The sequence below is a fragment of the Aeromicrobium erythreum genome (assembly GCF_001509405.1).
GTDB lineage: Bacteria > Actinomycetota > Actinomycetes > Propionibacteriales > Nocardioidaceae > Aeromicrobium > Aeromicrobium erythreum.
On sequence record NZ_CP011502.1, the window covers coordinates 2,479,620 to 2,505,439 of the forward strand.

A 25,820-nucleotide genomic window follows, 5' to 3' on the forward strand; every position below is an offset into this window, starting at 1 on the left:
TCACACTCCTTCGTCCGCGAACAGGAAGTCGAGATGGGCACGGGCCACGGTGGGCCAGTGGAACTGTCGGGCGGTCCGCATCGCCTCGTGTCCCATGCGTGCGCGTCGTGCGTCGTCCAGGTCGACGGCGGCGGTCAGCGCCCGGGCCAGGGCGGCGCTGTCGCGCTCACCGACCAGGAAGCCGTTCTCGCCGTCGACGAGGAAGTCGTCGGCACCGCTCTCGGCGGTGGCGATGCACACCTGACCGACGGCGAGGCCCTCCATGAGCGCCACCGGCAGGCCCTCGGCGTCGCCGCTGTCGGTGATGATCGAGGGGACCACATAGGTGCCGTGGTCCGCGAGGAGGGCCGCCTTGTCGGCGCCCGTGAGGTAGCCGGTGAACCGCACGGCGTCGGCGCCGAGACCGAGCTCGACGGCCCGCTGCTCGAGGTCGGCGCGCAACGGCCCGTCGCCGGTGACGGTGAGCGAGACCTGCGGCCGGGTGCGACGCACCTCGGCGAGCGCCTCGAGGAGGTAGGCGACGCCCTTCTTCTCGGCCAGCCGGCCGACGAAGAGCACACGCTCGCCCGGACCGACGGACGGCTCCTCGGCGTCGGGCAGGTCGACCCCCATCGGGATGATGCGGGTGCGGGGCTCGAGCGCCGCCCAGGCGTCGTCGTCGAAGAACGCGCGGAGCTTGGCCATCGAGCGTCGGCTCACCGCCGTGATGCGCCGGGCGCGCACGGCGTGGGAGCGGACCACGCGGGGCCCGAGCCACGGGATCTTCCACCAGACGCTGACGTCGGAGGCGTGGGTGGTGAACACGAACGGCGTGCCGGTGAGCCGCCCGACCCAGCGCGCGACCACGGCCTGCGGGGTGAACCAGTGGGCGTAGACGACGTCGGGGCGCTCGCGGCGCACCAACGACCACAGGGCGAGGAACTCGCCGACGAAGAGCGTGAGGACGGTCGGCAGGAGCCAGGGCTTGGCCTGCAGCGTGGGCATGATGCCCCGACCGGCCAGCTGCTCCGCACCGCGCGGCCACGCGTAGTGGAAGCGGTGCTCGTCGTAGTCGGCGTGCCGGGTGGAGCTCTGCGTGCCCGACCGGCGGTCGTGCGGCGCCAGCACCGTGACCCGCAGCGACGGATCCTCCGCCCGCAGGGCGATCACCTGGTCGCGGACGAACGCGGGCACGGGGTCGGCGTCGTGCGCCGGGAAGGTGGAGGCGACCACGAGGAGGTGCACGCTGCTTCGTCCCCGTCCCCGGGCGTGCTGCGGCACGCCCGTCTCGTCTCGCTGTCACTCCCGCTGAACGGGCGGTCTGCTGGCTCTCCGACCGACGATCGGAGCCACCCCACCCTAGCAGCGCGGGCCCACGGCCCCGGGGACGCCGAAGGGCTCGCCGCGCCCCCGCAGGGCCGCCGGATAGCATCGTCGATGATCTTCACGACCTGACGAGGGAGCCGCCTTGCGCGAGACCACGCCGCAGCAGCAGAGCGGACGCGGCAGCGTCGACCGCGAGCTGATCGACCCCGCCGGCGCCACGCCCGCCCACGCCCGCTTCTGGTGGGTCGTGTCGGTGGGCCTGCTCGTCGGCCTGGTCCTGCTGAACCTCTACGTGGCCCTGTCCGCCGCCGCGCCCCGCACTCCGTACGACGAGATCGGCGTGCTGCAGGCGTCGAGGCTGCTGTCCGGCGAGGGGACGGTGACCAAGACCCTGTCGCTCGGCTACTACCCGGGCGCGGGCCTGTTCCTCGCCCCGATCTGGTGGTTCACGCAGGACGGCGCCACGGTCTACGCCGCGGCGATCCACGTCAACATCCTGGTCGGCCTGCTCACCGTCGTCCCGCTGACCTTCCTCGGCCGCCGCCTCGGCCTCACGACGCCGCAGGCGGTCGCCGCCGCCAGCGTCGTGATGCTCTTGCCCGCGCGCACCGCCGTCTCCGACTACGTCCTCGCCGAGCAGTCGCTCGCGCTGTTCGCGGCGTGGGCGATGGTCGCGGCGTACCGGCTGTGGGACCGCCCGACCGTCCCGAACGTCGGATGGTTCGTCCTCGCGACGCTGCTCGCCTACTTCACGCACGCCCGGGCCCTGGTGCTGGTGCTCGTCGCCGGCATCTGGCTGCTGCTGCTCGTGCGGCGCCGCTGGCAGACCGCGCTCGTCGGCCTGGTGCTCCTCGGCGTGGGCCAGCGCCTCGTCGCCTGGCTCGCCGGGCTCGTCGTCAGCGAGGTCACAGTCGACGGCTTCGGCCAGGGCACCTCGCTGCTCGGCAAGCTGACGTCGCTCGGTGGCATCTTCGCCCGCGTCACCCTGGTCCAGACGTGGGCGCAGCTGTGCGCGACGCTCGGCCTGGTCGTCATCGGCGGGCTCGTCCTCACGCGGCACACGTGGTCGGACCTGCGGCTGCGCCGTGCGGTCGGGCCCGACGGCTTCGTGTGGGGCCTGGGCGTGGCCGCCGCGCTGCTGTCGTTCGTGGCGTGGTCGTCGACCACGTCGCACGTCTACCCCGACGGTCCCCGCTTCGACTCCTGGACGTACACGCGCTACATCGACCCGTTCGTCACCGGCGTCGTGCTGGTGGGGCTGGCCGCCGTGATCCGCCGCCTCGACCGGCGGACCGCCGCCGTCGGCCTCGGTCTCTCGCTCGTCGTGGTGGCGGGCACCGTCGCGTGGGCGATCCGCATCGTCCCGACGTGGGGCTCGAACTACGGCCCGGCGAACAACGCCGGCATCTACCCGCTCCTGCGGTTCCGCGACCTCGAGCCGTTCCGGCTGCCGCTCTTCCCGACGTTCACGAACGACAACCAGATCTGGGCCTGGGGCTCGCTGCTGGTCGTGGTCTCGCTCGTCGTGATCCTGCTGCTGGCGTCGCGACCCCGCGTGCTCTTCGTCGTCCTCGCCGTCGGCGCCGTGGCGCTGTCCTGGTACGGCAACCCCTACCAGACGCGTGACGCGCCCTACCGGATCGAGCAGGCCCTGGAGAAGATCGACACCGTCGACGGTGGCGACACGCCCGTCTCGATGCTGATCGACTGCCCGGTCTCGAGCCAGCGCAACGTCGCCACCAACTGGGTCGGGTTCTGGTTCGCCGACCGCGACGTCGACCTGGTCGACGCGACCGACGAGCTCACCGGCGACGAGCCGGCCGTCGTGGCGTGCAACGGCTGGACGAACCCCACCGACGCACCGCGCATCGCCGGCTCGGACAACTACGGCTACTCGCTGTACGTCCTCGACCCGACGGTCGCGGAGCGCCTGCGCGAGCGCGGGGTCGAGCTGACCTCCCAGCCCTAACCTCCGGCCGAGGCACAGCACGACGACGCCCTCGCCGCGACCGTGGTCGCGACGAGGGCGTCGTCGTCGGTGCTGCTCGCGGCCTCAGGCGCCGAGCAGCGGCCCGACCTGGTTGCGGAACATCGACAGCGCCGAGCCGATGGCCATGTGCATGTCGAGGTACTGGTAGGTGCCGAGCCGGCCACCGAAGAACACGTCCTGCTCCCCCTCCGTGAGGGTGCGGTAGGCCAGCAGACGCTCGCGGTCGGCGTCGGTGTTGACCGGGTAGTACGGCTCGTCCGTGCGCTCGGCGAACCGCGAGAACTCCCGCATGATCACGGTCTTGTCGTCGGGGTAGGACGTCCGCTCGGGGTGGAAGTGGCGGAACTCGTGGATGCGCGTGTACGGATACTGCGAGTCCGGGTAGTTCATGACCGACGTGCCCTGGAAGTCGCCCGTGGGCAGCACCTCGCGCTCGAAGTCGAGCGTGCGCCACGACAGCTCGCCCTCGGCGTAGTCGAAGTAGCGGTCGACGGCGCCGGTGTAGACGACCGGCACCTGCCCGACGGTCGAGGCCTTGCTGACCGGCTGGTCGGCGTCGAAGAAGTCGACGCCGAGCCGCACCTCGATGTTGGGGTGGTCGGCCATGTTCTCGAGCCAGCGCGTGTACCCCTGCGTGGGCAGACCCTCGTGGGTGTCGTTGAAGTAGCGGTTGTCGTACGTGTACCGCACGGGCAGGCGCGTGATGATCTCCGCGGGCAGCTGCGTGGGGTCGGTCTGCCACTGCTTGGCCGTGTAGTCGCGGATGAACGCCTCGTACAGCGGGCGGCCGATCAGCGAGATGGCCTTCTCCTCGAGGTTGGCCGCCGACGCGGTGTCGAACTCCCCGGCCTGCTCCGCGATCACGGCGCGCGCCTCGTCGGGCGAGTAGGCGGCCGAGAAGAACTGGTTGATGGTGCCCAAATTGATGGGCAGCGGGTACACGACGCCGGCGTGGTTCGTGTACACGCGGTGCTGGTAGCCGGTGAAGGTCGTGAACCGGTTGACGTACTCCCACACCGTCTCGTTCGAGGTGTGGAAGAGGTGGGCGCCGTAGCGGTGCACCTCGATCCCGGTCTCCGGGTCGTCCTCGGAGTAGGCGTTGCCGCCGACGTGGTCGCGTCGGTCGATGACGACGACCTTGCGACCCAGCTCACGGGCGACCCGCTCGGCGATGGTCAGTCCGAAGAATCCCGATCCGACGACCACGAGGTCGGCGTCCATGTGCACTCCTTGCGTTGGTGGCGAGGGACGCTGCAGTCTACCCGGCGCCCGACGTCGTCCGACCCGCGTGACGCGCCGCGCCCAGCGCCCCGCAGGCTGGACCGGCGTGCTCCGGCCGGTAGGATCGTCCGGGCCGTCCCACGGCCTCCTGGAAGGAACTCATGCGACTGTTCGTGCAGGTCCCCTGCCTCAACGAGGAGGCGACCCTCCCCCTCGTCCTCTCGTCGATCCCGCAGCAGATCGACGGCATCGACGAGATCTTCGTCCTCGTCATCGACGACGGCTCCAGCGACCGCACGGTCGAGGTCGCCCGCGAGCACGGTGTCCAGCACTTCGTGTTCCACACCCGCAACATGGGGCTGGCCCGCTCCTTCCGCGACGGCGTCGACTACGCACTGCAGCACGGCGCCGACATCGTCGTGAACACCGACGGCGACAACCAGTACCCGCAGCAGAGCATCGCCGAGCTGGTGCAGCCGCTGCTGCGCGGCGAGGCCGACATCGCGATCGGCGACCGCCAGACCAAGACCATCGAGCACTTCTCGCCGTTCAAGAAGGTCATGCAGTCCTTCGGCAGCAAGGTGGTCAACTACGCGGCCGAGACCGACCTGCCCGACGCCGCCAGCGGCTTCCGCGCCTACTCGCGCGAGTCGCTGATCCGGCTCAACGTCGTCACGCAGTTCAGCTACTGCATGGAGACGATCATCCAGGCCGGCAACAAGCGGCTGCGCATCGCGAGCGTGCCGATCCGGACGAACCCGAAGACCCGCGAGTCGCGGCTGTTCTCCAACATCTTCCAGCACATGGCCCGCTCCGGTCAGGCCATCATCCGCAGCTACATCATGTTCAAGCCGTACGCGGTGTTCACGACGCTCGCGCTCGTGTTCTCCCTCGCCGCGGCGATCCCGTTCGTGCGGTTCCTGGTCCTGTACCTCCAGGGTGCGGGCTCCGGCAACATCCAGTCGCTGGTGTTCGGCGTCGGCATGCTCGTCGCCGCCCTGCTGTGCGTGGCACTGCTGGTCATCTCCGACATGCTGCGGACGAACCGGGTGCTGCTCGAGGACGCCATGGAGCGCATCAAGCTGGTGCAGTACGCCGACGAGCGGCTGCTCGACCCGCACCGTCCCGACGAGGTGCACGTCAGCCCGCGCGGGCTGCACCACGACTGAGCGCCGCTCGGGCCACGCCCGAGCACCGGCCCGCCCAGCGGCAGGTCAGGCCATCATGGCGTCGATGGCGGGCTCGATCGGCCCGTCGTAGACCTGCTTGCCCTGGCGGATGACGATGCCGCGGTCGCACACCTGGCGCACCATCTCCTGGTCGTGGCTGACGATGACCATCGTCTTGCCCTCGCGCGAGAGCTCCTCGATCTTGGCGCGGCACTTGGCCTGGAACGGTGCGTCACCGACCGACAGGACCTCGTCGACGAGCAGAATGTCGAGCTCGCAGTGGATGGCCACCGAGAACGCCAGGCGCATGAACATGCCTGAGGAGTAGTGCTTGACCTCCTGGTCGATGAACCGCTCGACCTCGCTGAACGCGATGATGTCGTCGTAGCGGGCGTCGATCTCGTCCTTCTGCATGCCGAGGATCGCGGCGTTCAGGTACACGTTCTCGCGCCCGGTGAGGTCGGGGTGGAAGCCCGCGCCGACCTCGATGAGCCCGGCGAGGCGTCCGCGCACCAGCACCGACCCGTCGTCGGGCTCCATGACGCCGGAGATGAGCTTGAGCATGGTCGACTTGCCCGAGCCGTTGAAGCCGAGCAGCGCGACGGACTCGCCCTCGTGGATGGTGAACGAGACGTCGTCGAGGGCGAGGAACTTCTCGCTCGAGACGTCCTTGCCACGCACCCAGCCGACGAACGCCTCCTTGAAGGCGTGCGCCCGACGCAGCAGGAACTGCTTGCTGACGTGGTCGACGATGATGCTGGGGCGGGCCTGCACGGCGGTGTCGCCGGGCATGGACGACGTCGTCTCCTGGGACATCACAGCTCCTGGGCGAATCGGCGCTCGAAGCGGCGGAAGACCATCTGGCCGATGACGAGGAAGACGACGCAGATGCCGAGCGCGATGAACGCGTTGGTCCAGAGGTGCTCGGGGTGCGGGATCTTCCCGTCGGAGGTCGGGAACCACATGCCGGCGTGGAACAGCTCGACGGCGGCCGTCAGCGGGTTGGCCATGTAGAGGTCGAAGAGCCAGCGCGGCACGGCGTCGCGCACGAACTGCCACGTGTAGAGCACCGGCGCGGCCCAGGTGGAGAGCATCTGGATCAGCTCGACCACGTTCTGCGCGTCACGGAAGGACACGTTGACGGCGCCGAACAGCATCCCGAGCCCGAGCGACAGCGCGGCGATGATGACCAGCCCGAGCGCGATGGCCAGCACGCCGCTGACCGACGGCGTCCAACCGAGGAAGAGGCAAGCGATGAGCAGGATCACGGCCTGGGGCACGAAGTGCACGAAGGCCACGATGATCGCGGCGATCGGGAACAGCTCGCGCGGCAGGTAGATCTTCTGCACCAGGGCGCCGTTCTCCAGGATCGATCGCGTGGCGTTGCCGAAGCCCTCGTTGAAGAAGTTGATGACGACGATGCCGCTGAAGAGGTACACGGCGAAGTTGTCGACGCCGCGGTTGAGCCCGAGGAACAGGCCCATGACCACGAAGAACACGCCGAACTGGAACGCGGGCTTGACGTAGGACCAGGTCCACCCGAGGACGGAGTTGCGGTACCGGGTCTGCGTGCCCTTGCGGACGAGGAGACGGAGCAGGTAGCGCCAGGTGAAGACGTCGAGGATCCCGCGGCCCCGGCCGGGGGTGCGGAACTCGCTCAGGTCAAGCGTGGTCACGGGGGTGGGCGGTCCTTCGACTCGGGAACGGGCGGAGCCTCCGCCCTCGGCATCGTAGCGTGCGGGTCCCGACGCCGTGGCTCGACCGGCCGCCCCGACCGGGCCCTCCCCGGGGACGCCAGTCGGTACGCTCGGCCCATGCGGCAGCTCCTCGTCACCGGCGGTGCGGGTTTCATCGGCTCCAACTTCGTCCACCACGTCGTGGCCCACACCGACCTCTCGGTGACGGTGCTCGACCACCTCGGCTACGCCGGTCACCGGGAGTCCCTCGCCGGGCTCCCCGAGGCGCGGGTCGGGCTCGTCGTGGGCGACGTCGCCGACGCCGAGCTGGTCGACCGGCTCGTCGCCCAGGCCGACGCGGTGGTGCACTTCGCGGCCGAGTCGCACAACGACAACTCGCTGTCCGACCCGAGCCCGTTCGTCACGACGAACCTCGTCGGCACGTTCACGCTGCTCGAGGCCGCACGTCGTCACGACGTCCGGCTGCACCACATCTCGACCGACGAGGTGTACGGCGACCTCGAGCTCGACGACCCCGAGCGGTTCACCGAGTCCACCCCGTACAACCCCTCGAGCCCGTACTCGGCCACGAAGGCGGGCTCGGACCTCCTGGTGCGGGCGTGGGTGCGCTCGTTCGGCGTCCGGGCGACGCTCAGCAACTGCTCCAACAACTACGGTCCGCGCCAGCACGTCGAGAAGTTCATCCCGCGGCAGGTGACGAACCTGCTCGACGGCGGCCGGGCCAAGCTCTACGGCCGTGGCCTGAACGTGCGCGACTGGATCCACGCCGACGACCACAGCAGCGCGGTCCTGGAGATCGTGCAGCACGGCCGGATCGGCGAGACCTACCTGGTGGGGGCCGACGGCGAGCGCAGCAACCGCGAGGTCGTCGAGCTCATCCTCACGCTGATGGGTCTGCCCTCGGACGCCTACGACCACGTGACCGACCGCGCCGGGCACGACCTGCGCTACGCGATCGACTCCACGAAGCTGCGCACCGAGCTCGGCTGGACGCCGCGGTACACCGACTTCGAGCAGGGGCTGGCGGCGACGATCGACTGGTACCGCGAGAACGAGGCGTGGTGGCGGCCGCAGAAGGAGGCCACCGAGGCCCGCTACCGCGAGCTCGGCCACGTCTGACCCGGGCCGGCAGCCTGCCCCGGGACCGACGGTCAGGACGTGGGCGTGCGCACGTCCTCGGCCTGCGGCGCGGTGGCGCTGTTCTCGGCGGCGAACGTCTGCGCCGCTCCCCCGCGCACGTCGGGGCGCACGAGGCGCAGGAGCCGGCCGCGACGCTGCGTGAGCCACAGCGCGGCGCCGGCGACCCGGTGCTCGACGGTCGCGAGCAGCGTGGTGCGCTCGGTGCCGTCCGTGAACGCGAAGTGCCGGTAGAGGATCCGCCGGAACCCGTCGCGCCACGACCCGGGCAGCTCGGGGTAGGCCGGCAGCCCGTCGGACCGTCGCTGCTCGACGAGCCCGCGGACCCGCTCGACCCAGGTGTCCTCGGACGGGTCGTGGAAGTAGTTGTCGACGCACCAGGCCGGGTCGGCGTGGGCGAAGCGCCCCGCCACCACGTCGTCGAGCGAGCCCAGCAGCCCGCTGCCCTGCAGGGCCAGGTTGATCTGCTCGACCCCGACGCCGAAGTCGTCGAGGGCCACGGCGGGCACCCCGCACGCGACGGCCTCGAGCAGCGCGGTGGAGCTGACGGTGACGAACGCCCCGGCGCGCTCCAGGTGCTCGTGCATGGGACCCGTGCGGACGACGAGGTTCGCCGGTCGGTCGTCGAGCGACTCGACGAGGTCCTCCAACGGCACCTGCTCGTGGTGGGTCTGCGCCTCGCCGCGGCGGGCCCGCACCTTGACCACGACCTCGCGGTCGGGGTGGGCGCGGGCGGCGTCGGCGAGCCGGGAGACGAGGTGCGTGCGCTCCGCGGCCGAGGCGGGCACGAGAGCCTGCGCGGCGAAGACCACCGGCCCGTCGGCGCGCGGCGGCACGGGCTCGTCCAACGTCGAGCGCCCCAGGTAGGGCAGGTGGCCGAGCTCGAAGCGGTCGGGCAGCTCGAGGCGCCGGCTCGCGTGGCGGAACTCGCGCAGCTCACGGCGGCTGTGCACGACGAACACGTCGGCGGCCCGCCGGAAGCCGAGCCCGTAGGGCAGCACGGGCACGCCGACGCCCGGCAGCCCGGTGACGATCACCGGGCGGCCGGGCACGTTGTCGACGACCGACGTGGCCGCCTGCACGGTCCAGCCACGCGCCGACAGCACGAGCACGTCAGGGCGCTCGGACTGCAGACGTCGCCGTAGGTCGGCGAGTCCGACCACGTCGGGCCTGCTGCCGGCGGCAGCGGTCCCGGCCAGCGCGTCGGCCAGCTGCGAGGCGCTCGGCGCCGCCGTGCTGCGGGCGACCACCAGGTCCACGCGCCAGTCGTCCGGGAACCGGTCCCCCAGCGCCGCACCCCACTTGACGTAGGAGTCGGTGTCGCAGAGGACCAGCACCCGGACGACGTCGGCCTGGCTCACGAGGCGGCGATGACCGCGTCCGTGTGGCGCCGCAGGCGGGCCATCGGCTTGTGCTCGCCCGGCATGACGCGCTTGACGCCGTCGCCGAGCGCGAGCTCGACGGTGCGGATGTCGCGGACGAGGTCGACGAACGGCTGCGGCTCCAGGCTGGCCGCCTGGTCCGAGCCCCACATCGCGTTGTCGAGCGTGATGTGCCGCTCGACCGCGACCGCGCCGAGGGCGACGGCCGCGACGGAGATCTCGAGGCCGGTCTCGTGGCCGGAGTACCCGACCGGGACGCCGTAGCGCTCCTGCAGCGTGTGGATGGTCCGCAGGTTGGCCTCCTCGGCCGGCAGCGGGTACGTCGACGTCGCGTGCAGGATGACGAGCTGGTCGGTGTCGAGCACCTCGACCGCACGGTCGATCTGCTCGAGCGTGCTCATGCCGGTCGACAGGATGATCGGCTTGCCCGTCTCGTGCAGGGCGGCCAGCATCTCCAGGTCGGTCACCGACGCCGAGGCCACCTTGTGGCACGAGACGCCGAGCTCCTCCAGGAACTCCACGGCGGGCACGTCCCACGGCGACGCGAACCAGTCGACGCCGCGGTCGGCGGCGTGCGCCGCGATCTGCGCGTACTGCTCGGCCTCGAACTCCACGCGGTAGCGGTAGTCGAGGTAGGTCATCTCGCCCCACGGCGTCTGCCGCACGACGTGACGCATGTCCTCGGGCGTGGAGATGTGCGGGGTCCGCTTCTGGAACTTGACGGCCTGCGCTCCCGCGCGGGCGGCGACGTCGATGAGCTCCTTCGCCACCTCGACGTCACCGTTGTGGTTGATGCCGATCTCGCCGATGACGTACGTGGGACGCCTCCGTCCGACGATCGCGTCGCCGATCTTCACCCATTCAGCCATGATCCGGTCCCTCCTGTGTCGTGTCCGTGACGGACGAGTCCTTCGCCGCGAGCACGCGGTCCGCGAGCTCGCGCACCGCGCCCTGCCCCCCGGGTCGACGCAGCACGTGGCGTGCGGCGACCCGGCAGGCCGGGTGGGCATCGGCCGGTGCGACCGGCCAGCCCACGGCAGCCAGGACCTCGACGTCGGTGACGTCGTGGCCCAGGTAGGCGATGTCCTGCAGCGCGACGTCGTGCTCGCGCGCCCACGTGCGCAGGGCCGTGAGCTTGTCGGGGGTGCCCTCGAGGTGCACGGCACCGAGGGCCTGGGCGCGGCGTGCCGCGACCGCGTCGGGTCCGTCGGTCAGCACCACGACGGGTCGGTCCGAGCGCAGCAGCCGCTCGACGCCCTCGCCGTCGGCGCGGTGCACGAGGGCCGTCTCGCGACCGTGGGCGTCGAGCGCCACCCGGCCGTCGGTGTGCACGCCGTCGAAGGCCGTGACGACGACGTGTGCCGCGACGGGCGACGCCGACGGGTCCGAGCCGACCGCGCGTCGGTGCTGCAGCAGCTCCTCGGCGAGGCGCAGGTCCTGCTCGGTGTCGATCTCGAGCGCGTCGGCCTGGTCGACCTCGACCATCGCGACCCGGCCGAAGAAGCGGTGGCCGTGCCGGCGGAAGCCCTCGGTCCGCATGACGTAGAAGGCGCCGGTCTCCTGGAACTGCGGCTCCATGTCCTGGCGGCGCTGCCGACGGTGCATGTCGTGGTTGACGCCCTCGGGGCCGTGCTCGCCGTGGCGCCACAGGTGCGCGTGGGTGCGGACCACGCTGAACGCGACGTCGTGGTCGCCGTCGCGGACCAGGGCCACGGCCTCCGCCACGCGCGCCGGGTCGACGAAGGGGCTCGTGGCCTGGGCGAACACGACGACGTCGGGCAGCCGGCCGATCGACTCGAGGTGGTCGAGCGCGTGGGCCACCGCCGACTCCGAGCTCGCCGTGTCGCCGGCGATCTGCTGGGGGCGGTCGACCGTGCGGGCACCCGCCGAGCGCGACGCGTAGGCGATCTCGGCGTCGTCGGTCGTGACGACCACGTGGTCGATGCCGTCGACCGCGCGCAGGGTGCGGACGGCCCGCACGACGAGCGGCTCGCCGCCGACCGGGCGCAGGTTCTTGCGCGGGACGCCCCGGGACCCACCACGTGCCGGGACGATGGCGCACACGCTGGCGTCGCCCGGGTCCGCACGACGGCGCACGGGCAGGGGGTGGTGGAGGGTCATAGGACGAGACGTTAGGGAGCCGGCCCGACGCGCAGGTGAACGAACAGGGCAGGTTCGGCGAACGTCGCGTGGCGTCCCGACCCCGTCAAGAGGGTTGTGGGACGAGGCGGTGGACATCCGGTGAAGCACCGACGAACCCCCGGACAACAGTGCCCGCAGGCGGCCGCTCGGCCTCGGAGCAGCGCCGTCGCCGGGGCTAGCGTGCCTACGTGCACGACACCACAGACTCCCCCACCGCGCTCGTCGTCGCGGCGTTCGACTCCCAGCTCAAGTGGGCCGCGGCGCTCTGGACGCAGCTGCGCGACCGAGGCTTCCAGGTCCGGGTCGTGGCGCCGCGCAGCATGGCCACGCTGTCACCCGCGCAGATCGCGGCGACGGGGGTCGACACCGTCGACGTCGTCCCCGACGACGACCTGGTCGCGCTGGCGCAGGCGCACGACGTGGTGGTCTTCGCGCTCTCCGGCCCCTCCGTGCACCGGTTCACGCTCGACCTCGCCGAGGCCGCGGGCGACGGACCGCGCCCGGTCGTGGTCGCGGGCTGGGTGGGCGTGATCATCGAGAAGATCACCGCCGGCTACCTCGACCGGTGCGCGGCCGACGTCGTGGCGGTCAACGCGCGCCACGAGCTCGAGCACTTCCTGCACGTGGCGTCACGGCTCGACATCGCGCCCGGCAACCTGCTGCTCACGGGGCTGCCCATCCTCAGCACCTCGCCCGCACCGCAGCAGACCGGACCGGTGCGCACGGTGCTGTTCGCCGACCAGCCGACGGTCCCGGCCAGCCCGGTCGACCGGTTGCACCTGTACCGACGCCTCGCCGAGCACGCCCGCCGGCACCCGGACCGCCAGGTCCTGCTCAAGCCGCGTCACCGCCGCGGCGAGGGCACCTTCCACCGGATGCACCACCACCCGGAGGACCTGCTCGCCCACGACGACCTGCCGCCGAACTTCGCCGTCACGTACCGGCCGGTGCCGGAGCTGCTGGAGGAGGCCGACCTGCTCGTGACGGTGTCGTCGACGGCCTGCCTCGAGGCGGTGGACCGCGGACGTCGTGTCGCGCTGGTGCTCGACCTCGGCGTGCACGAGCGGCTGGGCAACCACGTGCTCCTCGACTCCGGCCTGCTGCGCACCTTCGACCAGGTCGACGCCGACGACCTCGGCACGCCCGACCCCGACTGGGTCGACAGCTGGTTCGGCGGACGCGACGTCGCGCCGGCCGTGGCCGTGGTGGACCGGGTGGAGGAGCTGCTCGCCACGGGCGAGCGACCCTCGCGCGACGCGCTGCGCTCCGCCTACCTGCGCAGCGCCCTCGCGCTGCACCGCGAGCAGCGCGACGGCGGACGACCCGCACCCCCGACGGCCTGGGAGCGCCGCACCCGCACGCACGGACTGGCCAAGGGCGCCGCCGTCCACGTCGGGTTCGAGTGGGTGCCGCCCGCGGTGCAGAAGCCGGTCCGGCGCTGGTGGCGGGAGCACCGCCCCCTGGGGTGAGACCGACGACTCAGCCGGGCTCGACGGCGCGCTGCTCCGCCTTCCAGCGCCGGAACCCCTCCTCCGTCGCGCCGAGCCGCCAGTAGGCGGACACCGACAGGTCGCCTCGGGCGACGCGCTCGCGGACGTAGGGGCGCACGGTCTTCAGCAGCCGCGACTCACCGTGCACGAAGGCCTGGACCCGTCCCTCAGGCCACGGCCACGCCCGGACGGCGTCGTCGAGCAGCGTCGTCGTGCCGGCTGCGGCCTCACCGCGGTGCAGCCAGCGCAGGTCGACGTCGGCGACGGTGTGCACGTCGAGCTCGTCGTCGGGGCCGTCGACCTCGCAGAACACGGTGGCGCGGGCTCCGGCGGGCAGCGCCTCCAGGGTCGCGGCGATGGCGGGCAGGGCCGACTCGTCGCCGACGAGGAGGTGGTGGTCGGCGGCCGGGTCAGGCGCGTAGGCGCCGCCGGGACCGCGGACGTGGATGGTCGCGCCGGGACGCACCTGCGCCGCCCACGGGCCGGCCACGCCCTCGTCGCCGTGCAGCACCACGTCGACCCAGAGCTCGCGGGCCTCGAGGTCGAGCCGACGGACGGTGTAGGTCCGCAGCACCGGCCAGACGTCGCTCGGAAGGCTCGTCCGCACCTCGTCGAGGTCGAGCGGGTCGGGGTAGGTGACCCCGTCGGCCAGGAACACGAGCTTGACGTAGGAGTCGGCCCATCCGGACCACCGGGCGGCGAGCGCGTCGAAGCCGCGCGCGACGTCGCCGTCGCCGAGGACGAGGCGGCGCAGGTGCGGCCCCACGTCCTGCACGTCGAGCACGGTCAGATGGGCGGGGTGCGACACGGACACGCAGGTAGCCTATCCAGGTGACCGATGCCAGCGCCCCGTCCACCGAGTCCCCCTCCGCGCCGGCTGGTCCGGCCATCGACACCTCTGCGTTCGATCCCGCGACCCGCCCTCAGGACGACCTCTTCCGGCACGTGAACGGACCCTGGCTGCGCGACGCGCCCATCCAGCCCGACCGCGCCACGGCCGGCGCGTTCGTGACGCTGGTCGACGAGGCCGAGCGGGTCGTGCGCGGCATCGTCGAGTCCTGCCGCGACGCACTCGACGACCCGGCCGCCGACCTCGACGCCGACGAGCGCAAGATCGGCGAGCTCTACGCCAGCTTCATGGACACCGACCGCATCGACGCGCTCGGCACCGAGCCGCTGCAGGACGACCTGCACCGCATCGACGGCGTCGCCGACGTGCCCACCTTCGTCGAGGTGCTGGGCCACCTGGAGCGCTCCGGCGCGGCGAGCGTCGTCGGCCTGTACATCGCGCCCGACCGCGGCAACCCCGAGCGGTACGTGACCCACGTCGTGCAGAGCGGCCTGGGCCTGCCCGACGAGTCGTACTACCGCACCGACGAGACCGCCGAGGTCCGGGCCGCCTACCGCGACCACCTCGAGCGGATGTTCACCCTCGGCGGCTTCGAGTCGCCCGCCGACCGCGCGGCGCGCGTCCTCGACCTCGAGACCCAGGTCGCCGCGCACCACTGGGACCGGGTCGCGTGCCGCGACGCGCAGCGCACCTACAACCTCCTCGACCGCGACGGCCTGCAGGCCCTGCTCGGTCCGCTCGACCTGACCACGTGGAGCACGGCCGCCGACATCCCGGCGTCGGTGCTCGAGGAGGCTGTCGTGTCGCAGCCGTCGTTCCTCGAGGGCCTCGCCGGGCTGCTGACGGTCGAGCACCTCCCCGCGTGGCGCGACTGGCTGCGCTGGCAGGTGCTGCACGCCGCCGCGCCCTACCTGCCGGCCGCGTTCGTGGAGGAGAACTTCGCCTTCTACGGCCGCACGTTGAGCGGCACCGACGAGCTGCGCCCGCGCTGGAAGCGTGGCGTGGGCTTCGTGGAGTCCGCGATGGGCGAGGCGATCGGCCGCATCTACGTGCGCACCGAGTACCCGCCGACCGCGAAGGAGCGGATGGACGACCTCATCGCGCACCTCGTCGAGGCCTACCGTCGCAGCATCTCCGCCCTGCCCTGGATGAGCGAGGCGACGCAGACCGAAGCGCTGGCCAAGCTCGACGCGTTCACCCCCAAGGTGGGCCACCCGGAACGCTTCAAGGACTACACCGCGCTCGAGACCGACCCGACCGACCTCCTGGGCAACGCCCGTCGGTCGCTGACGGTCTCGATGGACCGCGAGCTGGCGAAGATCGGCCGGCCCATCGACCGCGACGAGTGGTACATGACGCCGCAGACGGTCAACGCCTACTACAACCCCACGATGAACGAGATCGTGTTCCCCGCCGCCATCCTGCAGCCCCCGTTCTTCCACCCCGACGCTGACGACGCCGTCAACTACGGGGCGATCGGCGCGGTGATCGGTCACGAGATCGGTCACGGCTTCGACGACCAGGGCAGCCACTACGACGGCACGGGCGCCCTGCGGAACTGGTGGAGCGACGACGACCGTGCCGCGTTCGAGAGCCTCACCGCGGCGCTCGTGGAGCAGTACGGCGCGCTGTCGCCCGACGGCGCCGACGGCCAGAAGGTCAACGGCGAGCTGACGATCGGCGAGAACATCGGCGACCTCGGCGGACTCGGCATCGCCTACCAGGCGTACCGGATCGCCACGGGCGGCGAGGCGCCGACGATCGACGGCCTCACCGGCGACCAGCGCTTCTTCATCTCCTGGGCGCAGGCCTGGCAGTCGAAGGTCCGCCCGGCCGAGACGGTCCGCCGGCTCACCGTCGACCCGCACTCCCCGCCGGAGTTCCGGTGCAACCAGGTGGTGCGCAACATCGACGCCTTCCACGAGGCGTTCGGCACCACCTCGGCCGACGCCCTGTGGCTCGACCCGGAGGACCGCGTCACCATCTGGGCCTCGTGAGCGCCGCGGAGGTCGCGCAGCGCCGCGTCCTGCGGGTGCTGGTGGTCGTGCAGGTGGTCGGCGGCATCGGCAGCGGCGCCGGCCTCGCGGTCGGCGTGCTGCTGCTGCGCGAGGTGTCGGGGTCGTCGGGCTGGGCCGGCATGGCCACCGTCATGCTGACGCTCGGTGCGGCGCTCGCGACCGTGCCGCTCGCGACCCTCGCCGTCCGGGCCGGCCGCCGGCCCGCCCTGACGGCGGGCTGGTTCCTCGGCGCGGCCGGCGCGGCGATCGTGGTGCTGGGGGCCACCGCCGACAGCCTCGTGCTCGTGCTGGTCGGCCTGCTGCTGTGCGGCGTCAGCACCGCGGCGACGCTGCAGTCGCGCTTCGCGGCCACCGACCTCGCGGCCAGCCACCAGGTCGGCCGCTCGCTCTCGCTCGTCACCTGGGCGACGACGGTCGGCGCCGTCCTCGGCCCGAACCTCACCGGCCCGGGCACGTCGACCGCCCGTGCGCTCGGCGTTCCCGACCTGGCCGGGACCATGGTCTTCGCCTGCGTGGCGTTCCTCCTGGCCGGCCTGATGAACCTCCTGCTCCTGCGGCCCGACCCGCTGCCGCCCACCCGACGCGACGGCATGGAGGTCGCAGTGCCGCGGGTGCGGTCCGCGCTCCCCCACGTCCGCGGCGAGACCCGCACGGCCGTCGTCACGATCGCGCTCGCGCACGCCGTGATGGTCTCCGTCATGGCACTGACGCCCGTGCACATGCAGGACCACGGCGCCGCGGTCGAGGTGATCGGCCTGACCATCAGCCTGCACATCGCGGGCATGTACGCGCTGTCGCCGGTGATGGGCTGGCTCGCCGACCGCTGGGGACCGGCCCGCACGATCCTCGCCGGTCAGCTCGTCCTGCTGCTCGCCGTGGTCGTCTCGGGCACGTCGGGCGACTCGCAGGTGCAGATCACCGTCGGACTGGTGCTGCTCGGCCTCGGCTGGTCGGCCGCCGTGATCGCCGGTGCCGCGCTGCTCACCGCCTCGACGCCGCCCGACGTGCGTCCGCTGGTCCAGGGGCTGGGCGACCTGACGATGAACCTGTCGGGGGCGGCCGGTGGCCTGCTCGCCGGCGTCCTCGTCGCGTGGCAGGGGTTCGGGACGCTGAACGCCGTCGCCGGCACCCTCGTCGTGCCCGTGGTGCTGCTGGTCGTGGCCGGTCGCCGTGCGGCGACTCAGGTCAGCGTCGGAACACGCTGAACCGGACGCGGTCCCACAGGCCCAGCACGCGGTCGTACCACCAGTCCGCGACGCGGTCGGCCACCGCGTAGCGCACGTCGGCGGTGCGGTCGAGCACGGGCCACGCGAGGTCGGCCACCCGCTCGCCGAGCGCCGCCCAGCGGTCGTCGCTGACGAACAGGCCGGTCACGGCGATGACGGCCAGCGACGACCACGGGGTCGCGAGGACGACGGCGAAGAGGACGTTCACGCCGATCGCGACCCCGGCGACGAGGTTGCGCGTCTCGCGACGCAGCAGCATCGGGGCGAAGAACAGCTGCACCGCCAGCACCGTCCAGGTGAGCAGCGCGAGCAGCACGGTCGCGTTCGAGAGCAGGTCCGAGAGCCACGGGAACGGACGGAACTCGGGCAGCTGCAGCGTCGTGTACAGGGCGGTGCCCTGCTGCCACACCGGCTGGGAGGCCTTGTCGAGACCGCCCGCCAGGTAGGCCAGCACCGTCTGCGCACCGAGGCCGACGAGACCGACGTTGTGCAGCCCCGTGCGCAGCCAGTCCGGTGCGACGTCGTCGCTCTCGCGCGGCTCGAGCCGGTTGGCGTCGAGCGACCAGACGTCGGCGGTGCGCATGAGCAGCATCCACAGCAGCGTGAGCCGCACGAGGTTGTCGCCGATCGACCCGAGCACCGGGTTCTGCGCCGTCACCGCGATGAAGCCGAGCAGCACGACGATGGTCATGGCCTTGGCCCGCCAGCCGAGGACGAGGCCCACGGCCGCGAGCATGACGACCACGTACACGACGGTGAGGAGGTCGCCGCTGACCCCGTCGAGCAGCGACACCTCGGGGAAGCGGCTGACGGCCCGCGCCGGCTCGGCCCACGCCGAGGCGTCGCCGACCCACACCTGACGGGTCGAGTAGTTGGTGACGAGCAGGCCGAGCACGGACAGACCCACGAGGATGCGCGCGAGCGCGACCGCGTGGAGGGCGTGCCGCTCCCCCGTCAGCCACCGCTCGGCGGAGCGGCGGGTGCGTGCCAGCGCGTCCCTCAGACGCCACAGCGTGCTCATCGGTCGACCCCCAGGTATCCGTCGAACGCGGACTGTGCCTCCGCCGAGCCCCGCACGGCGGCACGCCATCCGGCGTCGAACCACTCGAACGGCACCGACGACACCCGCTGGGCGTCGCGGTCGGCGTGCGGCGGGACGGTCCGGCGGGCCACGCGGTACTGCACCTGCACGACCCGGCGGTCGGTGTAGGCCTGCGTGTACAGCGACGCGAAGCGCGTCGCCATCGTGTCGAGGTCGGCGTAGGCGGCGACGTCGGCGGGGCGCACGCCGGCCGACGCCAGCGCGCCGCGCAGCGTCTCCGGCGGACGTCCGACCGTCGACTCGAGCACGACCTGGCGGCCCGAGCGGCCGAGCGCGAACATCGCGTTGTTGAGGTTGGTGGCGAGCCGGCGGCCGGCGAGGTGGACGCGGGCCGGCGCGACGTCGTCGCGGGTCCGGGTCAGGTCGGCCTTCGTGACGTCGAGCCAGGGCGTGAGCGCCAGCGTCTGCGGTCCGGTGCGCACCCGCGCACGCACCCAGAGCGCCTCGTCGACCCGTTGGGCGCTCGGCTCGAGCAGGTCCCACGACTGACGGAAGTAGGGGTCGACGTAGGTGGCGAGCAACGAACCGCCGGCGACGTCGCGCACGGGTCCGCGCGGGGCGAGCCAGAGTGCGACCAGCAGCGAATGCACCAGGGCCAGCACCGCGAGGGCCACGATCAGCGTCGCGCGCCAGTCGTGCCGGTCCTCCTCGGCCTGGCGTGCACCGTCGCCGTCACCTCCCGCCACCGCCATGCCTCCATCGTAGGTCCGGACAGACGCCTGCCCGGCGACCGCGAGCGGTCACCGGGCAGGCGTCGTGGATTGCAGCGTCAGAGCGACATGCGACGACGCTCGTTGATGAGCACCGCGGCGCCGAAGAGCACCAGGCCCAGACCCAGCAGCCAGAAGGGCAGCAGGTTCGGGGCGCCCGTGCTGGGCAGCGTGGTGGTCACGTCGGCGTCGGCCTGCGCATCGGCGTCCGCGACCGCGTCGGCCTGGGCGTCGGAGGCAGCGTCCGCGATCGCGTCGGCGTCGGCCTGGGCGTCAGCCTGGGCATCGGCCTGGGCGTCAGCCTGCGCGTCAGCGTCGGTCTGCGTGTCGGCCTGCGCGTCGGTGTTGTCCGCCGCGGTCAGCGCGACCTCAGCGTTGGCGAGGTCGACGCTGGCGAGCTGACCACCGAGCAGGTCGACGCGCAGCGCGCCCTGACGGTAGTACGTGCCGGTCGCGGCGGCGGCCAGGACGCCGGCGCTCTCGCCGCCCGCGGACAGCGTGGGCGTCGTGGACGTCGACTGCGTGTTGGCCGTCAGCTTCACGATCTTGGCCAGGTCGGGCGCGAGGTCGCCGAGCAGGTCGTCGATCGGCGCGCCGATCTGCTGCACCGCGTCGGTGACCTGCTTGAGGATCGCCGTCAGCGGGTCGGTGAGCGCACCGAGGTCGGACTCCGGGATGACCGTCGTGCCGGCCACCGTGACCTGCAGGCTGACCTTGCCGATGTTGGTGACGATGTCGTCGATCGCGTTGTTCAGGACGTTCGTGATCTTGCCGGCGATCAGGTCGCTGGTGATGTACTGCACGAGGTCCGTGTTCGGCGGGAGGTTGTTGATGTCGATGCCGGCCGCCTGCAGGATCTTGGCGAGGTCGAGCGAGATCGTGCCGTTCGCCAGGTCGACGGCCACGCCGTCGCTGGAGAAGCTCTTGAGGCCGTTCGTGACGTCCGCCAGACCCTTGACCTGGACGGTCACCAGCTGGGCGAGCGTCTCGTTCGTCAGGATCGCGCCGATCTGGGGCGGCAGGTTGCAGAGGTTGACGTTCGAGACGCCGAGCAGCGTCAGGACCGGCTCGAGCGCGTCGCCGACGGCGCCGAGGCCGAGGCTGTCGAGCTGCGCCAGGAGGGTGCTGGTCGTGACGTTCAGCGTGTTGCCGATCACCGGGCACAGCGAGGCCGGGCTGATGGTGATGTCGTTCGCCTTGTCCAGACCGCCGAGCGCGGTGGAGAGGTCGGGGATCAGGTCGGCGAGCAGCGGGACCTTGACGTCCAGCGTGGCGCTGCCGATCTGGTAGTCGCGCGTCAGGTCGCCCTTGTCGATGACCGCGGAGCCGGACAGCGCGCCGAGGGACAGGTCGACACCGGCGAGCTCGTCGTTGATGCCGTTCAGCAGGCCGCCGTCGAGCGAGATCTTGGCGTTCGAGGGGAACTCGCCGTTGCCGGGGGCCAGGATCGCGCCGGTGTTGTTCACGGCACCGCTGGCCGCGGCGGCGGAGTTGGTCTGCGGGGCGGCGGCGTAGTGGTTCGCGACGCCGGCCGAGCCGTTGCCCGGGCTCAGGAAGTCGGCCAGGTTGAGGTCGATCCCGCCGGGGATGTTGATCGGGATGGCCTGCAGCACCGTCAGCGACAGCGGGTTGGTGTTCGGACCCGGGTCGCCGGGGTTGTCGGCCGAGGTGCCCTCCAGCTCCGCGATGGCGTCGAGGTTGGTGCCGCCGATCGTGCCGCTGAGGAAACGGCTGGTCGCGTGCGACTCCGTCTCGTCGGCCGCGTTGGCGGAGAAGGCCGCCGCTGAGGTGATGAGCAGGGTGCTCAACCCGAGGGCGAGGGTGTTCCTGCCGAGCTTGTTCATCGTGGAGTGACTCCCATGTCGCTGTGTCTTGCGGTGCGCTTCTTGGGGGAAGAGCTGCGGACCGCGGGCCGGTGCAACGCCCGCCTCAGCGGTCGTTGCCGCACATCTTACGCAGATCTCAGGTCAGCGTGCGCATCGACTGTCACCTGAGACACATCACACAGCGTTGCGCAGATCAACCACGTGCGCGTCGTCGGGCCGGCCGCGACGTCGCGCCCACCATGCCCGGCACCACCGCCCGCCCCGCTGCCACGAGGCGTCGCTGACGAGCATCATGTCGACCGCGATCATGACGAGCGAGAAGTACATGATCCCCATGAACACGCCGATCCCGAGGTGCATGCCGGTGACGACCACGAGGGACACGGCCCGGGTGCTGCGGTACAGCAGCAGCACGGGGAACAGCAGCTGGACGACGATGGCGGTCCAGGTGGCGGCCATGACGACGGGTGACGCGCTCGAGAGCGGGTGCAGCAGGTCGCGCCAGGGCGAGTACGCCTCGGTCTGCAGCGGGTAGTAGACGGCCGTGCCGTCGAGCCAGAGGTCGCTCTGCACCTTCCACAGCGCCGAGCCCACGTAGACCATGACGACCTGGTGGATGATCAGGACCACGGCCACGTTGTGGAGCGTGGTCGAGAGCCAGCCGGGCAGCACCGGCCGCAGCTCCCCGCGTCGGGCGCGCAGCCAGGCGTCGACGGAGAGGTGCCGGCCGGAGTCGGTGAAGCAGGCGTACAGCAGCACCATGCGCAGTACCGCGTCGCCGCCGGAGCCGACGAACGGGTTGCAGACGTACAGCGACATCCACAGGAACAGCGTCAGCAGCGCCGACGCGCGGGTCCAGAGGCCCACCATGAGCAGCACGCCCGCCGCCACGGTGAGCAGGTACAGCGCGTCGAAGCTCGCGCCGTGGGCCTGCTGGAAGATGCCGAGGAATCCCGGCCAGGACTTCACGTCGCGCACGCCCTGCGTCCACGTCGCGCCGTCGCCCCACGTGTAGTGGCGGTCGGACCAGTTGGCGAGCAGCTGCGTCCAGACGATCAGACCGAGCACGATCCGCGTGATGGCGAGGCCGCGGGTGGCGTGCTTGCGGGCGGTCAGCCAGGTCCAGACCCGGTCGCCGACGCCGTTCACCGGTGCCTCCGCAGGAAGTCGGCGACCACGGCGCGCTCGGCGGCGTCGCCGCGCAGCGGGGTGCGCCAGCCGTTGATCCGCTGGACGGGTGTGGGACGCGCGGTCTGCCGCTCCGCGGCCGAGCCGTGCCGCGCCGCCCACGGCGTGACGTCCTGGCTGCGCGTCGCGTACCGGACGGCCACGAGGCGGCGTCCGGGGTGGGCGGCCTCCAGCGCGTCGGTGGCCAGCTCGGTCGTCGCGCGGTCGTAGGCGAGGTAGAGGGCCACCTGCGCGTCGTCGAAGCGGTCGTTCGAGCCCGCGCGCAGCTCACGGTCGAGCCGCCTCCAGGTCAGGACCTTGGCGGGGTCGACGACGTCGGCGACCTTGCGCTGGGGCTCGTCGAGCGCCGCGTAGCGGTTGGCCAGTGGACCGTAGAGCTTGTTGGTGACGTAGCCGGCGCGACCGCCGACGAGGCGGTGACGCACGAGGTCGAGCTCGACGTCGGTCCAGTCCAGCCATGGCGTGACCTCGGTCCGGCCGTCCTTCTCGTAGGCCCCCTGGAAGCGCACGACCCGGTCGGACGCGATGGGGTTCGGGGCGAACAGCCGCCAGTTCTGCGAGAAGTAGGCACCGAGGTAGGACGTCGCAGGTCGGGCGGCGTCGGAGTACGCGTTCGGCGGCAGGGCGGCCGCGGTGACGGCGAGCAGGTGCGCGGCACCGAGCGCGACGACCACGCCGACGACCGCGACACGCCACCGGGAGGGACGCGAAGGCGCGTCGACCGACTCGTGCTGCACCCGGTCACGGTACTCGCCGGACCCGCGCGAGGATGGCCACATGCACGTACGGACCGTCTCGCCCCACGACCCCGACGTCGCGGCGCTGCTCGACGAGCACCTCGCCGAGATGCGGGCGACGTCACCGCCGGAGAGCGTGCACGCCCTCCCCCACGACGCGCTGGCCCGACCCGACGTCCGCATGGTCGCCGCCTGGAGCGACGACGAGCCGCCCGTGCTGCTCGGGGTCGGCGCGCTGAGGACGCACGCCGGACTGCTCGGGGAGCTCAAGGCCATGCGGACGACGCACGCCGCCCGGGGTCGGGGTGTCGCGGCCGCCGTCCTGGAGCACCTGATCGACGTCGCCAAGGCCGCCGGGCTCCAGCGGGTCTCCCTCGAGACCGGCGCCGAGGACCACTTCGCACCCGCCCGGCGGCTCTACGCTCGACGGGGGTTCGTCGAGTGCGGGCCGTTCGCCGGATACGGACCGGACCCGCTCAGCGTCTTCATGACGCTCGACCTCGGGGCCGACGCGACCGCTCAGGCCTCGGGGCCGAAGCTGGCGTTGTAGCGGCGCAGGGTCTGCGCGACGTCGCAGAGGTCCTCGCGGCTCCAGTCCGCGAACCTCTCGCCGAGCATCTCCCGACGGGCGACGTCGACGGCGCGGACCCGGCGACGTCCCTCGTCGCTGACCGACAGGAGCGTCGCGCGGCCGTCGTCCGGGTCGGGCGTCCGGTCGACGAGCCCGAGGTCGAGCAGGTGCTGCACGGAGCGGCTCACCGCGCCCTTGTCGAGGTGGAGGACGTCGCACAGCCCGCTCCCCCGGACCGGGCCGTCTGCCTCGACCTGCACGAGGACGAGGTAGCCGATGGCCTGGAGGTCGGGGTGCACGAGCCGCGCGCGCTCGGTGAGCGCGCGGCGGGCCCGTCGCATCAGCACCCCCACCTCGTGCTCGACGAGCCGGAGCGCGTCGAGCGACGAGGCGGCGGGGGGCACCGTGCCGGCGGTCATCGCAGGCTCGCCACCGTGTCGGCCGGCTGTCCCTCGGTCTCGAGCACGTCCACGTCCTTCTGGATCGTGGTGCGCAGCGGGACCTCCTTGATGAACAGGATGCACACGAGCGCGGCGACCGCGAACGGCGTGGCCACGAGGAAGATGTGCCCGAACGCGTCGCCGAAGGCGGTCTCGTACAGCGTCCGGAACGGCCCCGGGAGCGTGGACAGGTCGGGGATCTGGCCGGTCGAGTGGCTCAGCCGCTCGAGGTCGGCGCGGTCGAGCTGACCGGAGGCGGCGAGCTCGCGGACGCCGTCGGAGACGTTGCCCTTGACGTCGTGGCTCAGGATCGTGCCGAGCACTGCCACGCCGGCGGACCCGCCGAGCGAGCGGAAGAAGGCGACGACGGAGCTGGCGGCGCCCATGTCCTCGAGCCGCGTGTTGTTCTGGACGGCGAGCACCAGGTTCTGCATGGTGGCGCCGAGGCCCAGACCGACGAGCGCCATGTAGAGGCCGACGACGTACAGCGGGGTGCTCGCGTCGATCGTGCCGAGCAGGCCGAAGCCGATCACGACGAGGAGCATGCCGCCGACCAGCCAGCGTTTCCAGACACCGGTGCGGCTGATGATCCGCCCGGAGGTGATGCTCGAGACGAGCAGGCCGCCGACCATGGCGATCGACATCAGGCCGGCCTCCGTCGGCGTCATGCCGCGCGAGTACTGGAAGTACTGGCTCAGGTAGACCGTGGCACCGAACATCGCGACGCCGATCATGACGGAGGCGAGGGTGGCCAGCGACGTCGTGCGGTCGCGGAAGAGTCGCAGCGGGATGATCGGCTCGCGGGCGAACCGGGCCTCGACGACGAGGGCGAGCGCGATGAGCAGCACGCCACCGACCACGAGCAGGGCCGACGTGGCGGAGACCCACGCGAAGTGCGCACCGGCGAGGGAGATCCAGACGAGCAGGAGGCTGACGCCGCCCATGATGAGCGTGGCGCCGAGGTAGTCGATCGAGACCTCGCGGCGCACGACGGGCAGGTGCAGCGTGCGCTGCAGCAGGACGAAGGCGGCGACGGCGAACGGCAGGCCGACGAAGAAGCAGCCGCGCCAGCCGAGCGGGCTGTCGACGATCACGCCACCGATGAGCGGTCCGCTGACGGTCGCGAGGGCGAAGACGGCGCCGATGTAGCCGGAGTAGCGGCCGCGCTCGCGCGGGCTGACCATCGAGGCGATGACGACCTGCACGAGGGCGGTCAGACCGCCGACGCCGAGACCCTGCACGGCACGGGCGCCGATGAGCACGCCCATGCTCTGGGCGGAGGCGGCGATGAGCGAGCCGATCGTGAAGATGATGAGCGCCACCTGCACGAGCAGCTTCTTGCTGAACAGGTCGGCGAGCTTGCCCCAGATGGGCGTGGTGGCCGTCATGGTGAGCAGCGTCGCGACGACGACCCAGGTGTACCCGGTCTGGCTGCCCTTCAGATCGGTGACGATCCGCGGCAGGGCGTTCGTGACGACGGTGCTGGACACCATGGCGACGAACATCGCGAGGAGGAGGCCGCTCAGCGCCTCGAGCACCTGGCGATGGGTCATCTCCCCGCTGTCCTCGGACGACGGTGGTGCGGTGGCGGTGGTGGGTTCTGGCACGGCTGCTCTCTC

The 25,820-nt window shown here is 71.9% G+C and carries 22 protein-coding genes; 7 read left to right on the plus strand and 15 right to left on the minus strand.

The genetic code is table 11. The features are described 5' to 3' along the window. Complete coding sequence (locus Aeryth_RS11740) at nucleotides 1-1,224, minus strand: glycosyltransferase (RefSeq protein WP_067858850.1); 1,224 nt, start codon at nucleotides 1,222-1,224, stop codon at nucleotides 1-3. A 223-nt stretch (nucleotides 1,225-1,447) separates the two neighbouring features. Here Aeryth_RS11740 and Aeryth_RS11745 point away from each other — a divergent pair, with 223 nt between their 5' ends. Continuing rightward, complete coding sequence (locus tag Aeryth_RS11745) at nucleotides 1,448-3,274, plus strand: hypothetical protein (RefSeq protein WP_067858853.1); 1,827 nt, start codon at nucleotides 1,448-1,450, stop codon at nucleotides 3,272-3,274. Nucleotides 3,275-3,358: 84 nt separating this feature from the next. Here the strand turns inward: Aeryth_RS11745 and glf are convergent, their stop codons facing one another. Further along, the gene (glf, locus tag Aeryth_RS11750; RefSeq protein WP_067858856.1) at nucleotides 3,359-4,516 is read right to left on the minus strand and encodes a UDP-galactopyranose mutase; all 1,158 of its coding nucleotides are present in this window, start codon (nucleotides 4,514-4,516) and stop codon (nucleotides 3,359-3,361) included. Between the two features lie 161 nt (nucleotides 4,517-4,677). Between glf and Aeryth_RS11755 the strand changes: the two genes are divergently transcribed. Beyond that, entirely contained in the window at nucleotides 4,678-5,685 is a 1,008-nt protein-coding gene (locus Aeryth_RS11755) for a glycosyltransferase family 2 protein (RefSeq protein ID WP_083516415.1), read from the plus strand. Between the two features lie 45 nt (nucleotides 5,686-5,730). Here the strand turns inward: Aeryth_RS11755 and Aeryth_RS11760 are convergent, their stop codons facing one another. Both Aeryth_RS11760 and Aeryth_RS11765 read right to left on the minus strand, forming a co-directional pair. Then, on the minus strand, nucleotides 5,731-6,501 hold the full coding sequence (locus Aeryth_RS11760) for an ABC transporter ATP-binding protein (protein WP_236749730.1): 771 nt from the start codon (nucleotides 6,499-6,501) through the stop codon (nucleotides 5,731-5,733). Next, nucleotides 6,501-7,361, minus strand: a complete 861-nt coding sequence (locus Aeryth_RS11765; RefSeq protein WP_067858860.1) for an ABC transporter permease — start codon at nucleotides 7,359-7,361, stop codon at nucleotides 6,501-6,503. Before Aeryth_RS11765 ends, Aeryth_RS11760 begins: the two co-directional genes overlap by 1 nt. A gap of 138 nt (nucleotides 7,362-7,499) precedes the next feature. Between Aeryth_RS11765 and rfbB the strand changes: the two genes are divergently transcribed. Continuing rightward, on the plus strand, nucleotides 7,500-8,501 hold the full coding sequence (gene rfbB / locus Aeryth_RS11770) for a dTDP-glucose 4,6-dehydratase (RefSeq protein ID WP_067858863.1): 1,002 nt from the start codon (nucleotides 7,500-7,502) through the stop codon (nucleotides 8,499-8,501). A 32-nt stretch (nucleotides 8,502-8,533) separates the two neighbouring features. Here rfbB and Aeryth_RS11775 read toward each other — a convergent pair whose 3' ends face one another. The 3 genes from Aeryth_RS11775 to Aeryth_RS11785 are packed head-to-tail and all read right to left on the minus strand — an operon-like array spanning nucleotide 8,534 to nucleotide 12,022. After that, nucleotides 8,534-9,880 (minus strand): DUF6716 putative glycosyltransferase, encoded by a 1,347-nt coding sequence (locus tag Aeryth_RS11775; protein WP_067858866.1) that lies wholly within the window; start codon nucleotides 9,878-9,880, stop codon nucleotides 8,534-8,536. Further along, nucleotides 9,877-10,770 carry an N-acetylneuraminate synthase family protein gene (locus Aeryth_RS11780; RefSeq protein ID WP_067858869.1) on the minus strand — a complete coding sequence of 298 codons (894 nt, stop codon included), beginning with the start codon at nucleotides 10,768-10,770 and terminating at the stop codon, nucleotides 9,877-9,879. Before Aeryth_RS11780 ends, Aeryth_RS11775 begins: the two co-directional genes overlap by 4 nt. Continuing rightward, nucleotides 10,763-12,022, minus strand: coding sequence for an acylneuraminate cytidylyltransferase (locus tag Aeryth_RS11785; protein WP_083516416.1), 1,260 nt, complete (start codon nucleotides 12,020-12,022; stop codon nucleotides 10,763-10,765). Before Aeryth_RS11785 ends, Aeryth_RS11780 begins: the two co-directional genes overlap by 8 nt. 209 nt (nucleotides 12,023-12,231) lie before the next feature. On the opposite strand from Aeryth_RS11785, the gene Aeryth_RS11790 reads away from it, so the two are divergent. Next, entirely contained in the window at nucleotides 12,232-13,512 is a 1,281-nt protein-coding gene (locus Aeryth_RS11790; RefSeq protein WP_202967664.1) for a DUF6716 putative glycosyltransferase, read from the plus strand. A gap of 10 nt (nucleotides 13,513-13,522) precedes the next feature. Here the strand turns inward: Aeryth_RS11790 and Aeryth_RS11795 are convergent, their stop codons facing one another. After that, the gene (locus Aeryth_RS11795; RefSeq protein ID WP_202967665.1) at nucleotides 13,523-14,347 is read right to left on the minus strand and encodes a siderophore-interacting protein; all 825 of its coding nucleotides are present in this window, start codon (nucleotides 14,345-14,347) and stop codon (nucleotides 13,523-13,525) included. A gap of 17 nt (nucleotides 14,348-14,364) precedes the next feature. Here Aeryth_RS11795 and Aeryth_RS11800 point away from each other — a divergent pair, with 17 nt between their 5' ends. Together Aeryth_RS11800 and Aeryth_RS11805 are read left to right on the plus strand one after the other, a co-directional pair. Then, nucleotides 14,365-16,380 carry a M13 family metallopeptidase gene (locus tag Aeryth_RS11800; RefSeq protein ID WP_067858872.1) on the plus strand — a complete coding sequence of 672 codons (2,016 nt, stop codon included), beginning with the start codon at nucleotides 14,365-14,367 and terminating at the stop codon, nucleotides 16,378-16,380. After that, nucleotides 16,377-17,606, plus strand: a complete 1,230-nt coding sequence (locus tag Aeryth_RS11805) for an MFS transporter (RefSeq protein ID WP_144433762.1) — start codon at nucleotides 16,377-16,379, stop codon at nucleotides 17,604-17,606. The genes Aeryth_RS11800 and Aeryth_RS11805 overlap by 4 nt, the downstream gene beginning before the upstream one ends. Here Aeryth_RS11805 and Aeryth_RS11810 read toward each other — a convergent pair. The 5 genes from Aeryth_RS11810 to Aeryth_RS17970 form a co-directional block, all read right to left on the minus strand. Next, nucleotides 17,587-18,648 carry an HTTM domain-containing protein gene (locus tag Aeryth_RS11810; RefSeq protein ID WP_067858874.1) on the minus strand — a complete coding sequence of 354 codons (1,062 nt, stop codon included), beginning with the start codon at nucleotides 18,646-18,648 and terminating at the stop codon, nucleotides 17,587-17,589. The genes Aeryth_RS11805 and Aeryth_RS11810 overlap by 20 nt on opposite strands. Then, nucleotides 18,645-19,421 carry a DUF5819 family protein gene (locus tag Aeryth_RS11815; protein WP_067858877.1) on the minus strand — a complete coding sequence of 259 codons (777 nt, stop codon included), beginning with the start codon at nucleotides 19,419-19,421 and terminating at the stop codon, nucleotides 18,645-18,647. The genes Aeryth_RS11810 and Aeryth_RS11815 overlap by 4 nt, the downstream gene beginning before the upstream one ends. Nucleotides 19,422-19,498: 77 nt before the next feature. Beyond that, nucleotides 19,499-21,283 (minus strand): choice-of-anchor G family protein, encoded by a 1,785-nt coding sequence (locus tag Aeryth_RS11820; RefSeq protein ID WP_067858880.1) that lies wholly within the window; start codon nucleotides 21,281-21,283, stop codon nucleotides 19,499-19,501. A 156-nt stretch (nucleotides 21,284-21,439) separates the two neighbouring features. Then, a complete protein-coding gene (locus tag Aeryth_RS11825) occupies nucleotides 21,440-22,414 on the minus strand; it encodes an HTTM domain-containing protein (protein WP_067858883.1) in 975 nt (324 codons plus the stop codon). After that, a complete protein-coding gene (locus Aeryth_RS17970; protein ID WP_158509207.1) occupies nucleotides 22,411-23,190 on the minus strand; it encodes a DUF5819 family protein in 780 nt (259 codons plus the stop codon). The genes Aeryth_RS11825 and Aeryth_RS17970 overlap by 4 nt, the downstream gene beginning before the upstream one ends. A gap of 40 nt (nucleotides 23,191-23,230) precedes the next feature. On the opposite strand from Aeryth_RS17970, the gene Aeryth_RS11835 reads away from it, so the two are divergent. Beyond that, nucleotides 23,231-23,740, plus strand: a complete 510-nt coding sequence (locus tag Aeryth_RS11835; protein WP_067858889.1) for a GNAT family N-acetyltransferase — start codon at nucleotides 23,231-23,233, stop codon at nucleotides 23,738-23,740. Here the strand turns inward: Aeryth_RS11835 and Aeryth_RS11840 are convergent. Both Aeryth_RS11840 and Aeryth_RS11845 read right to left on the minus strand, forming a co-directional pair. Beyond that, nucleotides 23,710-24,180, minus strand: coding sequence for a MarR family winged helix-turn-helix transcriptional regulator (locus tag Aeryth_RS11840; RefSeq protein WP_067858892.1), 471 nt, complete (start codon nucleotides 24,178-24,180; stop codon nucleotides 23,710-23,712). The two genes, Aeryth_RS11835 and Aeryth_RS11840, sit on opposite strands and share 31 nt — an antisense overlap. Beyond that, on the minus strand, nucleotides 24,177-25,754 hold the full coding sequence (locus Aeryth_RS11845) for an MDR family MFS transporter (RefSeq protein ID WP_067858896.1): 1,578 nt from the start codon (nucleotides 25,752-25,754) through the stop codon (nucleotides 24,177-24,179). Before Aeryth_RS11845 ends, Aeryth_RS11840 begins: the two co-directional genes overlap by 4 nt. Between the last annotated feature and the right edge of the window lie 66 nt (nucleotides 25,755-25,820).

Excerpts from the sequence above, each read along its gene's own strand:
- Aeryth_RS11845 (WP_067858896.1), bottom strand. The coding sequence starts at position 25,754 with ATGACCCATCGCCAGGTGCTCGAGGCGCTGAGCGGCCTCCTCCTCGCG.
- Aeryth_RS11810 (WP_067858874.1), bottom strand. The coding sequence starts at position 18,648 with ATGAGCACGCTGTGGCGTCTGAGGGACGCGCTGGCACGCACCCGCCGC.
- glf (WP_067858856.1), bottom strand. The coding sequence starts at position 4,516 with ATGGACGCCGACCTCGTGGTCGTCGGATCGGGATTCTTCGGACTGACC.
- Aeryth_RS11815 (WP_067858877.1), bottom strand. The coding sequence starts at position 19,421 with ATGGCGGTGGCGGGAGGTGACGGCGACGGTGCACGCCAGGCCGAGGAG.
- rfbB (WP_067858863.1), top strand. The coding sequence starts at position 7,500 with ATGCGGCAGCTCCTCGTCACCGGCGGTGCGGGTTTCATCGGCTCCAAC.
- Aeryth_RS11755 (WP_083516415.1), top strand. The coding sequence starts at position 4,678 with ATGCGACTGTTCGTGCAGGTCCCCTGCCTCAACGAGGAGGCGACCCTC.
- Aeryth_RS11820 (WP_067858880.1), bottom strand. The coding sequence starts at position 21,283 with ATGAACAAGCTCGGCAGGAACACCCTCGCCCTCGGGTTGAGCACCCTG.
- Aeryth_RS11785 (WP_083516416.1), bottom strand. The coding sequence starts at position 12,022 with ATGACCCTCCACCACCCCCTGCCCGTGCGCCGTCGTGCGGACCCGGGC.
- Aeryth_RS11835 (WP_067858889.1), top strand. The coding sequence starts at position 23,231 with ATGCACGTACGGACCGTCTCGCCCCACGACCCCGACGTCGCGGCGCTG.
- Aeryth_RS11760 (WP_236749730.1), bottom strand. The coding sequence starts at position 6,501 with ATGTCCCAGGAGACGACGTCGTCCATGCCCGGCGACACCGCCGTGCAG.
- Aeryth_RS11780 (WP_067858869.1), bottom strand. The coding sequence starts at position 10,770 with ATGGCTGAATGGGTGAAGATCGGCGACGCGATCGTCGGACGGAGGCGT.
- Aeryth_RS11840 (WP_067858892.1), bottom strand. The coding sequence starts at position 24,180 with ATGACCGCCGGCACGGTGCCCCCCGCCGCCTCGTCGCTCGACGCGCTC.